Annotated in this window: 12 protein-coding genes and 1 pseudogene; 11 read left to right on the top strand and 2 right to left on the bottom strand. The window is 39.9% G+C overall.

Annotated features, from left to right (window positions below):
* Positions 1–14 precede the first annotated feature (14 nt).
* On the bottom strand, positions 15–782 hold the full coding sequence (locus tag ACZ1G6_RS03545) for a GntR family transcriptional regulator (protein ID WP_472618094.1): 768 nt from the start codon (positions 780–782) through the stop codon (positions 15–17).
* 135 nt (positions 783–917) lie between these two features.
* Positions 918–1754: a regulatory signaling modulator protein AmpE gene (gene ampE / locus ACZ1G6_RS03540; RefSeq protein WP_472618093.1), complete on the bottom strand. Its 837-nt coding sequence runs from the start codon at positions 1752–1754 to the stop codon at positions 918–920.
* Between the two features lie 108 nt (positions 1755–1862).
* Here ampE and nadC point away from each other — a divergent pair, with 108 nt between their 5' ends.
* From nadC to ACZ1G6_RS03485, 11 genes and pseudogenes are all read left to right on the top strand, one after another.
* The gene (gene nadC / locus ACZ1G6_RS03535) at positions 1863–2738 is read left to right on the top strand and encodes a carboxylating nicotinate-nucleotide diphosphorylase (protein WP_472618092.1); all 876 of its coding nucleotides are present in this window, start codon (positions 1863–1865) and stop codon (positions 2736–2738) included.
* Positions 2739–2943: 205 nt separating this feature from the next.
* The gene (locus ACZ1G6_RS03530; protein WP_472618091.1) at positions 2944–3405 is read left to right on the top strand and encodes a pilin; all 462 of its coding nucleotides are present in this window, start codon (positions 2944–2946) and stop codon (positions 3403–3405) included.
* Positions 3406–3493: 88 nt separating this feature from the next.
* Entirely contained in the window at positions 3494–4702 is a 1209-nt protein-coding gene (locus ACZ1G6_RS03525; RefSeq protein ID WP_472618090.1) for a type II secretion system F family protein, read from the top strand.
* Positions 4703–4863: 161 nt separating this feature from the next.
* Positions 4864–5740, top strand: a pseudogene (locus tag ACZ1G6_RS03520) (prepilin peptidase).
* The gene (gene coaE, locus ACZ1G6_RS03515; RefSeq protein ID WP_472618089.1) at positions 5737–6348 is read left to right on the top strand and encodes a dephospho-CoA kinase; all 612 of its coding nucleotides are present in this window, start codon (positions 5737–5739) and stop codon (positions 6346–6348) included. Before ACZ1G6_RS03520 ends, coaE begins: the two are co-directional and overlap by 4 nt.
* A 62-nt stretch (positions 6349–6410) precedes the next feature.
* Positions 6411–7163 carry a cell division protein ZapD gene (zapD, locus tag ACZ1G6_RS03510; RefSeq protein WP_472618088.1) on the top strand — a complete coding sequence of 251 codons (753 nt, stop codon included), beginning with the start codon at positions 6411–6413 and terminating at the stop codon, positions 7161–7163.
* Between the two features lie 7 nt (positions 7164–7170).
* On the top strand, positions 7171–7404 hold the full coding sequence (gene yacG, locus ACZ1G6_RS03505; RefSeq protein ID WP_472618087.1) for a DNA gyrase inhibitor YacG: 234 nt from the start codon (positions 7171–7173) through the stop codon (positions 7402–7404).
* An 8-nt stretch (positions 7405–7412) separates the two neighbouring features.
* A complete protein-coding gene (locus ACZ1G6_RS03500; RefSeq protein ID WP_472618086.1) occupies positions 7413–8252 on the top strand; it encodes an aspartoacylase in 840 nt (279 codons plus the stop codon).
* A gap of 55 nt (positions 8253–8307) precedes the next feature.
* Positions 8308–9465: an efflux RND transporter periplasmic adaptor subunit gene (locus ACZ1G6_RS03495; RefSeq protein ID WP_472618085.1), complete on the top strand. Its 1158-nt coding sequence runs from the start codon at positions 8308–8310 to the stop codon at positions 9463–9465.
* An 11-nt stretch (positions 9466–9476) separates the two neighbouring features.
* Positions 9477–11594: an efflux RND transporter permease subunit gene (locus ACZ1G6_RS03490; protein WP_472618084.1), complete on the top strand. Its 2118-nt coding sequence runs from the start codon at positions 9477–9479 to the stop codon at positions 11592–11594.
* Positions 11575–12591 (top strand): efflux RND transporter permease subunit, encoded by a 1017-nt coding sequence (locus ACZ1G6_RS03485; RefSeq protein WP_472618083.1) that lies wholly within the window; start codon positions 11575–11577, stop codon positions 12589–12591. The genes ACZ1G6_RS03490 and ACZ1G6_RS03485 overlap by 20 nt, the downstream gene beginning before the upstream one ends.
* Positions 12592–12597 lie beyond the last annotated feature (6 nt).

Raw genomic sequence — 12597 nt, 5'->3', positions numbered from 1 at the left:
CAGTTGCATTGGGTTTATTCACTTACCAATCTACGTAAACTTCTTTGCACACTGGCTTGGTTTTGATTAATTTCTAATAAAGTTGCTTCAACAAAAGACAAATGTGCATGACTTGCGTCTCGTGCTGACTCAGGATTCCCAGCTTCTATTGCATCGACTATATCAATGCGTTGCTGCTTTATGCGTTGCTCAATACTTTCGTCTTGGTTTTGACTATCACTGGCTAGCCTAAGCATCGCTAAATTTTGTTTTATGTTATCTATTAACATTGCGCGCATTGCCGACATAACTTGAACCAAGACCATGTTTTGGGAAGCCTTTGCCATGTCAAAATAAAAAGTCGCTAAGCGCTTGGCTTCTTCATCTGGTTGCTGTGCACCATTTATTTCTAGCACACGAGCAAATGATGCTTTAAGTTGTTTAACATCGTCTGGCTGACCTCGAAGCGCAGCATAGAAGGCAGCCATGCCTTCTAGGGAATGTCTAAACTCAAGCAAATCAAACTGAGTTTCTGGGCGATTAGAAATTAGATCGAGTAAGGGGTCAGATAATCGTTTATTTAAGTGCTGTGAAACAAAGGTCCCGCCACCTTGCTTGCGCTCGATTAGACCTTTTGCGCTGAGATTTTGAATAGCTTCGCGCAAGGATGGACGCGACACTTGAAAACGCTCAGCCAACTCACGTTCGGGCAATAATTGTTCGCCTGCGGCTAATGTGCCATCAATTATCATTGACTCTAATCGTTCTGTAATGACGTCTGATAACTTCGCTTGTTTAATCATGCACTTTTCTTCTTGAAATTGTCACTTAACACAAGGCAATCCCATAACCTGAGCTTTGAAAAAGCAAACAGGCTATTGGTAATACCAATTAACCAATATGATATAGTGTAGTGAAATTAGAATAAAAGTAAAGTGTTAGACAGTAAATCCGACTAAAGTCATAAGTGAAATCACCATCAGTAGAAAAACAATGTTTCTTTTCACAAGCTTTACCATTTGCAATGGCTCAGTTAGGTGAGCTCTTTCGTCACTTATTGTGTCTTCTGCTGACTTTGCGACTTTTGCTAAAAAGTCATAGCTTGATATAGAGGTATTTACTAAGTCATGGAGCCATGCTGATAGTCCGCGAGTAAAATGGCCAACCATTAAAAAACCAAACGCGGTTATTCGAATTGGGATAAAATCAAGATAGTAAAGTAGGCGTGCGCTTTCATGTCGTTGAGACACCTCATCTAGTGATTCATTTTGGTTTCGGTCTTTTACATACAACTCTTTTATTAATGAGTAGAAAACCATGCCAAGGACGCCAAACAAAGCAAAGAAAATAATCACGCTTGCATATTGTCGATAATTTACAAGCACAAGTTGTTTGCCAACATTTGAAAGCTCTCCACCCTCGTTACCAAAAGACATACTATGCAAAGAACAAGCTTGAAAATCATCGCGATTAGCCGCTAATAAATACTGTTTATATGTTTTGCGCGTGACTGGACATCCAAGACAAATCCATAAACTTAAAACATATAAGGCTAGTAGGAAGATACCACTTAACCATTGTGTCAGTAACCATGCTAGTAAGGTAGGAACAGCGGCGATTATAAATGTGCTCACATAAGGTGAAGCATTTTTTAATATGCCTGTATTGCCCACCACTGTAAAATAAGACTCCGCCAAAGTCGCTATATGGAATTTTTTCGATTTACTGGTAACCCGCTCTAGCGCCATTACCAACAGCAGAGTAAATAGTGTCATTAGCTATACCTATTATAAAACTTGCAATTAACCATAGTATAGTCTGTGCAAATACACTTGTGCTAGGTAGAATAAGCCAATATCGATATTAGTTAGATAAACAAACATATGAAACAAGAGTTCAAAGATGCTCAAATCATCCACAATGACGTGCTATTTGCACTTAGAGAGGATTTAGGGTGTAACGATGATGATACAAACCCGCAAAGTATGATGTTAGCTGATATGAGCGCACAACTTATTCAACAAGATACACAAGTGGAGGCCCATATCATTACCAGAGACGACATTGTGCTATGTGGCAAACAGTGGGCTGAGGCAGCATTTATGTTGCTTGATCCAAATATGCAGTTGTCATGGAGGGCAAATGATGGTGAATGTTTATCTGCAGGTAGTGTGATTGTAGCGATAAGTGGCAACGCTCGTAGCATTTTGACCGCTGAGCGCACTGCTCTAAATTTTATGCAGATGTTAAGCGGCACTGCCACTATAAGTCATCGTTATGTTCAATACTTGCAAGATAGTCGAACGAAGTTGTTAGACACACGAAAAACAATCCCCAAGTTTAGGCAAGCACAAAAGTATGCCGTGCGCTGCGGCGGTGGCGTTAATCATAGAATGGGCTTATTTGACGCTTTTTTAATCAAAGAAAATCACATAAAAGCATGTGGTTCAATTGCCAAAGCTGTTAGTCAAGCAAAATCGATTAATGACAAACTAACAATAGAAGTAGAAGTAGAGTCAATAAAGGAGTTGCAAGAAGCAATTGAGGCTAAATGTGACGTCATAATGTTGGATAATTTTGACACCAAACTGACAAAAAGAGCAGTAGAATTAAATAATTATCAATGTAAGCTTGAAGTTTCTGGCAATATAACAGAAAATCGATTAAGTGAGTTATCAAGGTTGGGTGTTGACTTTATTTCTACCGGCGCAATTACAAAACATATAAGCGCAGTAGACTTATCACTTCTAATCCTTTAAATTCATGAACTTAATAAGAAAAATCAGTTAAAAAATCGTCTCAGTTGTGTCAAAACCGACACTCAAGTATGCGAACGCATACTTTATCGTTGGTTTATTCATCATATACTGATTGTGCGGTTGGGTGAGCGGCAGATAATGCTTAGTGAACTCTAACTACATTAACTTTACTTAACAGACGCGCTAGGCGCATTGGAGATAGACCATGACCATGTCAATAAAGAAAGCTTCACAAAAGGGTTTCACCCTAATCGAACTAATGATTGTTGTAGCAATCATCGGTATTCTTGCCGCAATCGCTTTACCAGCTTACCAGTCTTACACAGACCGTGCTAAGTTTGCTGAGCTAGTTAACGCTGCTTCAGCTGCAAAATCTGCGGTAGAAGTTTGTGCTCAAATCGAAGGTACAATTGCAAACTGTTCAAGCGGTAACAACGGTATTCCAGCTGCAGTAGCTGCTACAGTAAATGCTCCAGGCGTGTCAATTGCTGCAAACGGCGTTATCAGCATCACTGGTTCAACTGATCCTTCTGCAGTACAAAACGCTGCTGGTACTGGCGCTGCTACATTCACATTGACTCCAACTTACGTGCGTGAAACTGGCATGACGTGGAGAGAAGAGTGTGACCCAACTACTTTATGTGATAACACTCCTGCTACGCCATAGTAGGTAATGTTTGATGACCCAGAAGCGTAACGCTTCTGGGTTTTTTAGTTTCTAAACTTTACAAAACCAAATAAAAGTGAGGTAGGCAATGGATAAGTCAATGACACCTTTTGAGTGGGTTGGAGTAGACCGCTCAGGCAAGAAAATTAATGGTGTTATTAACGCAGCCAATCCAACCGAAGCTAAAAACTTACTAAGACGTCAGGGTATATCCGCCCAAAAAGTTAAAAAATCAACGCCTTCATTTTTTTCTCGTGGTGACAAGATAACAGCGCAAGATATCGCAGTAACGTCTCGTCAAATAGCCACTATGCTAGGCGCTGGTGTAACCCTTATTCAAAGCCTTGAAATGATAGGGCAAGGCCATAACAAAAAGTCCATGCGAGAGCTCATGGCAAAACTTACCGGTGAAGTGAAATCAGGTAACGCATTATCCGTAGCGCTTCGTAAACATCCTAAGTATTTTGATGACCTATATTGCGACTTGGTAGAAACAGGCGAGCAATCAGGTGCGTTAGAAACGATATATGATCGTATAGCGCTATACAAAGAAAAGGCCGAAGCCTTAAAATCCAAAATTAAAAAAGCGATGTTTTATCCCATCGCCGTAATCGTTGTTGCCTTTATCGTAACGATGATTCTTCTTATATTCGTAGTTCCTCAATTTGAAGAGATTTTCAATGGCTTTGGCGCCGAACTACCGGCCTTTACACAATTCGTGTTAGGCATATCAGATTTTGTGCAAGATTACGGCTTGTATATTGCCGTATGCGCTATCGTCGGTGCTTTTCTTTTCAAAAAAGCCTACGGAAAAAGCCAAGGAATGCGAGATAGCATCGATGCAAAAGTGTTGAAAATACCTGTTATTGGTGAGATTTTAAAAAAGGCAGCTGTAGCAAGATTTACCCGTACCTTGGCAACCACATTCGCAGCAGGTGTCCCCTTAATCGGTGCACTTGATTCAGCCGCTGGTGCATCTGGTAATGCTGTGTTTCGAAAAGCAATAATCTTCATCAAAAATGAAGTCTCTGGCGGCGTACAAATGAATGCCGCAATGCGCTCCACGCGAGTGTTTCCTGACATGGTGACTCAGATGATTGCCATAGGTGAAGAATCGGGCGCAGTAGATGAAATGCTCAGCAAAATAGCCTACATATACGAAGCAGAAGTAGATGATATGGTGGATGGTTTAACTAGCCTTCTAGAGCCAATGATCATGGCTGTGCTAGGAGTCGTAATAGGCGGCCTTATTATCGCAATGTACTTGCCCATATTCCAAATGGGTTCGGTTGTCTAAACCATTCACATGATAGTGTGACGCCCACTAAAGCGAGTATCCTTATACTCGCTTTTTAATAGCTACATCAGTTGAAACACATATAGAGTCACTTGCCCATCATATTAATTGCGTCTATAGTTTGTGCAATCTTCATTATTAACAAAGTCAATTAGTACCCCATGTTTGAATACCTTGCTAGCAACACTGTCGCTTTTCTCATCTGTGTTTTTGTATTGTCGTTATTAGTAGGTAGTTTTTTAAATGTCGTAATATATAGAGTCCCTGTCATGATGAAGCGTCAATGGCAGCAAGATATAAATGAATACCTGAGTGAAAATGGTCAAGAAAATGCTGTTCAAAAGACTGACAATTCAACATTTAACCTTATAAAGCCTGATTCAAGCTGCCCCAAATGCGGCCACAATATAAGGGCATGGGAAAACATACCTATTATCAGCTGGATTTTACTTCGCGGTAAATGTAGTAATTGTAACAACCCTATTTCAATTCGATATCCCGCTATAGAACTATCAACGGCTGTATTAAGCACTATAGTTGCCTATTATCTAGGATTTAACCTTATCAGTTTTGCGTTTATAGTCTGTACCTTAGTTATTGATTGCAATGACCTTTATCGATATAGATGAAATGTTGCTGCCAGATGTAATGACACTGTCAGTTTTGTGGATTGGCTTAATAGTCGCGGCACTATCGCCACAGATGTCACTCAATGATGCCGTTTTTGGCGGCGTGTTTGGGTATCTAAGTCTGTTTTCAGTTTATTGGGCGTTTAAGCTTTTAACTGGAAAAGAAGGAATGGGTTACGGTGATTTTAAGTTACTTGCCGCTATTGGCGTATGGGTAGGATGGCAACATTTGCCTATCGTCATTCTGTTATCTTCTGTTGTTGGCGCTTTTGTTGGCATTAGCATCATGATGGCTAAGCGCAAAAATACTGATTTGGCTATTCCATTTGGTCCTTACCTCGCTGCTGCAGGCTATCTGACGATGTTATATGGCGATGATATCGCAACATGGTATTTGGCAAGCTTATGAGCCTTAACAAACCATTTATAGTAGGCATTACTGGTGGTATCGGCTCAGGAAAAACGACTGTTACTGATCTTTTTGCTAAGCTTGGTATTTCAGTGATTGATGCTGATGTAGTGGCTCGAGAGGTCGTTCAAATAAACTCTTGTGGCTTACAAAAGATAGAAGCCGTATTTGGAAAACACATTATTGATGAAACCGGTAATTTAAATCGCCCTTTGCTCAGAAAAATTATATTTTCAGATAAAAGCAAAAAACAAGCACTTAACGACATCTTACACCCTTTGATAAGACAAGAGATGATTGCCCAGTTATCAAAAGCGAGCTCAGAGTATGTTATTTTATCAGCCCCGTTATTGTTTGAGAACAAGCTGCAGTCTATGGTCGATATAACGGTTTTAGTTGATGTCAGTGTCGAGACACAAATTAGTCGTACGGCTGGTCGCGACGGTAGTGATATCGCCACAATTGAATCTATTATTGCATCTCAATACAGTCGTGAGCAGAAACTAGCCCTATGTGATGATATCATCGACAATAGTGGCACTTTTGAAGACTTAGCGCCTCAAATCACGTTTTTGCATAAAAAATACTTACAATTATCACATAGATAAGTAAGAATGTACGCTAAGCTTGAGTCAATCAGAAATAACTAAAAGAACAAGGGGGAAGTCAAATGTCATCGGCACTTTATGAGTTTCCACTTTGCGAGAAAGTGCGAAACTACCTTCGTTTAGAGCAATTATTTGCTCAACTTAATGAAGTCAAAGATGCCAAGCTTGATGTTGAATATCTTAGCTTTTTTAAAACCTTGTTTGATATTCAAGACCTACTTGAAAGGCTTGATTTACGGACCGATTTACTGCGTGATATCGATGTTCACGAAAAGAAATTAAAACATTGGTCAGCGCATCCAGATATCGATACTTCGGCGTTAAGTAAAGCGCTCAATGAGCTTGAAACCCTAGAACATAAACTTAAAACGACCAAAAAACTAGGAGCTTCACTACGTGATGAAAAATTTTTATCTAGCATCAGGCAGCGTTTCGCCATTGTAGGTGGCGCAACCAGTTTTGATCTTCCAATTTTGTTTTGCTGGCTAAAACAAGACAAATCGCAAAAATTACAAGAAGTAAATAATTGGCTTACACATCTTGAATTGGTCCAAACAAGTATTGTGATGATTTTGTCGTTTCTGCGCGAGAAGGTCGTATTTACAAAAACATCTTGTACAACTGGTTACTATCAGTCTTCTAATGAGGAAAAGCTTGAACTTGTTAGAATCAAAATCGATAAATCATTAGGTATCTATCCGGTATTAAGTGGCACACGAAATCGTTATGGTGTTAAGTTTATGTATCTAAAACCACCAGAAGGAAGCAGTGCCTCTGTCACTCAAACCGTTTCTTTTAAACTAGCATGTTGTTGATAAGTAAATGAAAGTAAATTGCCCAAGCTGTCAAACTAGTCTTGTGTGGAACGCACAAGCTACTTTTCGTCCTTTTTGTTCAAAGCGTTGCCAATTAATAGATTTAGGGCAGTGGGCTGAAGAACAACACAGCATCGCGTGTGATAAGCATCAGCAAGACTTATTACCCGATAACATTGATGTAGAAGATATCGAAGCTTTACTAGCCCACGAGCAGAAAAACGAAGATTTTTTTAAATGAATGAGCTTATGCAAAGCATTTTAATAGTAGGCGGTACGCATGGTAATGAGCTCTCCGGTGTGTATGCGGTAAAACACTGGCTGGAGCATCCAAACGCAATATCACAGTACTGTCCTTCGGCAACACTATCTTTTTTACTCGCCAATCCTAACGCGATATCCCAACAAACAAGATATGTTGAAGCCGATTTAAACCGACAGTTCACAAATGAAATATTGACTCAGTCTATCGAAGATAGCAGTTATGAATGCGCACTAGCTGCACAAATAAACAAAAACCATGGCCCAAAAGATAAGCCAACTTGCGACTTGGTTATCGACATTCACAATACCACCAGCAATATGGGTCCTACGCTGATTATCCTACAAACAGATAGTTTCAATACTCAGTTAGCACGCTATGTTAAAAGTCATATGCCACACGCTAACATATTAATTGAGGATTTACGTCCTTATGACGCAAATGGCTATCTTTGTACGATTGGTAAAAAAGGCGTAATGATTGAAGTCGGGCCACAAGCTAACAATGCGCTAGATGCAAATATTTATCAGGCAGCAGCAGATATGACAATGCATATTTTGCAATTTTGTGAGCAATGGAACAAACAAGAAATAAGCTCTCTCTCGCCAGTAAGTGCCTTTCGTTTAATTAGTGAAGTGCCCTATCCTGTCAACAATAGAAATGAACGCATAGCGATGATTCATCCTAATGTGTATGCAAAAGACTTTCACAGATTAAAAAAAGGCCAAGCGTGTTTCAGGGCTTTGACGGAGAAGAAATTAAATGGAACGAACCCGATACCTATCCACATTTCATTGGTGAAGCGGCCTATAATAGCTATCAAATAGCCTTCGCAAGTGCAGATAAATGTATTTTATAAAACGTAACAAAAAATGGCCTCCCATGAAACATACTGTCTATATAAGTGCCCTTTTATCGCTTTTAATCATAAGCGCTTGTTCCCAAAACATGCAAAATGCTAAACAAGACACTAAGCAAGCCAAAATGGTTAAAACGCTTCAACTAGAAACCTTTACTGGAAAAATCGAGAGACATATTACCGGTAAAGTGCAAGCCGCCGATACTACGTCTATATCATTTCAAGTCAGTGGTTTAGTTGAGGATGTAAATGTTAATTTGGGGCAATCATTTACAAAAGGCGACTTGCTTGCGCAACTAGATGATGAAATCTACCAACTGGCCGTTAATCGGGCTAATAGTGTACTTGCAGAGGCTGAAGCATCTGAGATTGAAGCAAAGCAAAATTTAGATCGAAGCCTTTCATTGCAAAGCCAACGCTTAGTGTCTCAAGCAGAAATCGACAATGCTCAAGCCGCGTTCGATATCGCTAAGCAGCGCGTAAATAGCGCAAGAAGTGCCTTGAATATCGATCTTGAAAACCTTGCTGATACACAACTTATTGCGCCCTACGATGGTACCATTTCGGCGCGATTGATTGAGCCATCACAACAGGTTACCCCTCAGACTCCTGCCTTCACTATACAGGGTAAAACAAATCTGGAGGTCTCGGCGGTAATATCCGAATCAATTGTAGGCAAAATAGAATTGGGCGAATTAGTTAGTGTTCGCATTCCTGCCTTAAATAACGACGAAATATATACTGCAACGCTCACTGAAATAGGAACGCAGGCTTCAGTGGCCAATGCGTTTCCAATTACGATTACTTTTAATCAATTTCACGGTGATTTACTGCCTGGTATGTCCGCTGAAATTATTTTACCCCTGAGTGAAAAAAGTCATCTAAGTAACGCTATTGCCAGCTCATCAACACCAAGTAATGATTTTTATATTCTCCCGCTTTCCGCACTTGCAACGGATAAACATGGGCAATACGTGCTTGAAGTCATAAAGGAAAACGACCAATTCATCACTAAAAAACGGCGCCTTATTATTTTGCAAACTCTTCCCAGTGAATTATTAGTGTCATTTACGCAAAACAGTGAAAGCGTCATTGAGGTCGTTAGTGCCGGCGTGGGTAACTTACGTGATGGTCAAACCGTAACGCCGTTGGCAAGCAGCCATGTTATTTACAACCAATAGACGAAAATAAGATGCTTAATCTTTCACATATTGGATTTACCTACTACCGATTGGTTATGTCGATTGTGCTTGGCTTAATGATATTTGGGGCCGTTAGTTACTTTACATTACCAGCACAAGAAGATCCCGCAATCAAAGTAAGAGAAGCGGTAATAACCACCCATTTCCCTGGTATGCCCGCTCAACAAATCGAATTACTGGTGACCAAAACGATTGAAGAAGGGATTCGAAATGTTGATGAAGTTAAAGAAATACGTTCAGTATCAGTTTTAGGTACTTCCACGGTAAACATCTTGTTGTATGAGCGGTATTTTAACCTTGATCAAATATGGGACAAGGTAAGAAATGAACTGGATAAAGTCGCAAACGATTTGCCTGAAGGCACACAGACTCCCTTTGTTAATGATAATTTTGGTGATGTGGCAATCCTCAGTGTCGCATTGCAGGCCGACAACGGTATTAGCATGGGGGAGTTATTTGATATTGCGCAGCATACTAGAGATGAGCTTTACCTTGTTCAAGGAACAGAGTCTGTCGATATTTTAGGCGCACAGGCTGAAAATATTATAATAGAAGTTTCAGACGTAAAAGCGGCTCAGCTTGGTATCTCACCTGCACAGCTTACAGCTACCTTACAAAATGAAAATGTTATTCGCCCCGGCGGCATTATTGATTTAGATGGTACCAGTTTTAACGTCAGACCAAGTGGCAATTTTGATACCATCGAAGCGATTAGAAATGTGGTATTTACGCTAGCTGATACCAGTCAATCAATTCAGTTGCGGGATATTGCTAGGGTGTACAGAGACTCTGTAGATCCGCCTGTTAGAACCGCATTCTTTAATGGTGAACCGGCAATCGTTCTGGCGATTGCTAAAAACGAACGATATAGCGTCACAGAGCTATCTCCTCGGATTGAAAGAAAGCTTAATGATCTTGAGAGTATTTTGCCTGCTGGCGTCAGCTTTAGCATTATTACTAGACAAGCTGATCAAGTTGAACAGGCAGTTAACGGTGTATCAATCAATGTAATACAAACACTCACCATTGTACTTGTTGTTGTGATTCTATTTTTAGGCTTTCGAATCGGCTTAGTCGTGGGGTCGATTGTGCCAGCGGTTGTATTAATTACCCTAGCCTTTTTGAACTTTAGTGGCATGGCACTTGAGAGAATGAGTCTTGCCACACTTATTATTTCATTGGGATTATTGGTTGATAATGGCATTGTTGTCGCTGAAGATTACAAAAAACGACTAGAAAAAGGCCAAGCGCGAAAAGACATTATCAAGCAGATCGGTAGTACTTTAAGCATTCCTTTATTAACATCATCTGCAACGACTATGTTGGTATTTCTGCCTTTGATGCTTGCAGAAAGTATGTCTGGTGAGTATACCCGCTCTATTTCAATCGTCATAATCTATGCATTGATAATATCTTGGGTGTTATCTTTAGCCGTAACGCCATTTTTATGTCATCTTTTTATCCCTGACACCAATGATGATGGCAAGCTAAAACAAAAAGGTTGGCAAAAAAAGATAGCCAATATGTTCGAATACTTAAATATTGCGTATCGCTCTTTGCTTCATTTTGTCTTGGGACAACGGCTGTTATTTATCACATTACTTGTCGTATTATTTGTGGGGGCTGGTGCATTTTTACAGATGATACCCGTTAAGTTTTTCCCAGACTCAGACCGTGCCCAAGTCCTTGTCTATATAGATTTACCAGCAGGGGCGACAATGCGCGAGACTCAGCGTACCCTGCAAGATATTTTTAAGATTTTAGATAACGATGAACGCTATCAAGATCTAGATAATTATGCAGCATATGGCGGCTTTGGTGGGCCAAGATTTGTATTGTCCTTGACACCTATTACACCAGAAGACAACAAAGCATTTTTGATGTTAAACCTTTCCTCTCGTAATGCTCAAGACCAAATCATTCGGCAATTACGCGAAGACTTTGCCCAACACACTCCCCATTTAACAACACGTGTTACCAAGATGTTTTTAGGACCATCGGATTCAAATAAAATTGATGTGCAAGTGATTGGTCCTGATAGAGATATCATATTTAATGCAGCGCAAGAGATTAAAAAAATAATGGCAAGTGTGCCAAGGCACAATTGAAATAAAGGATGATTGGGAGAACAAGATCTCGCAAGTCGATATTAGAATTGATCAAGCTAGAGCGAAACGCGCAGGAATAAATTCATCCGACGTGGCAAAGTCCTTAGAATCGTTTTATTCAGGACAAACAATATCCGAGTTTAGAGAAGGTGATGACTTGTTGCCCATTATTGTGCGAGGGGAACAAAAAGGCCGAACAGATCTTAGTAAAATTTATGGCATCAATGTGTTTAGCAATACCCAGAATATCAACGTTCCATTAGAACAGATTGCGAGTATTGAGTTCACGCCACAATATGCAAGAATAGCTCGTGAAGATTTATTTAGAACGGTCACAATAGAAGGTAAAAACCTGTTCATGACGGCAGAGGATATGGTACCGTTTTTAAATGACAAATTAGATGCACTTGCCGCAACATTACCCATTTCTCACCGTATTGAGTTTGATGGTGTAGTCAAAGAGTCAAAAGAAGCACAGGCTTCTCTTAGTGCTAACATTCCTATGTGTTTAGCCGCTATTATTGTTTTACTAATAGCACAATTTAACTCTCTACGATGCGCTTCGATTATTTTGTTAACTATCCCACTTATTTTAATAGGCGCGGTTGTTGGACTCTTTGCATCAGGCGCAAATTTTGGTTTTATGGTGATTTTGGGCTTGTACGCGTTAGCCGGGATAATTGTGAATAACGCAATTGTGCTTATTGACAAAATTGAGATTGAACGAAATACGAATGAAACAAACAAAGATTATCTTTGTTTAATCAACGCTTGTGTCGACAGATTGCGCCCTATACTAATGTCTACCATTACGACAGTGATTGGCTTATTACCCCTTATCATTAGCCAAGATCCATTGTTTTATGGCATGGCTAGTGTTATTGCAATGGGACTTATCCTTGGTACGGTAATGACTTTAGGCGTAGTACCAATTTTATATAGTGTATTTTATAAGATAAATCGTGTTGCAGATTTCAAGGCCCAGGCCGATACATAGTGTACG

The organism is Glaciecola sp. HA4-3, from assembly GCF_055693685.1.
Note: the sequence above shows the minus strand (reverse complement) of the source record. Positions and strands in the feature narration are given on the sequence as shown.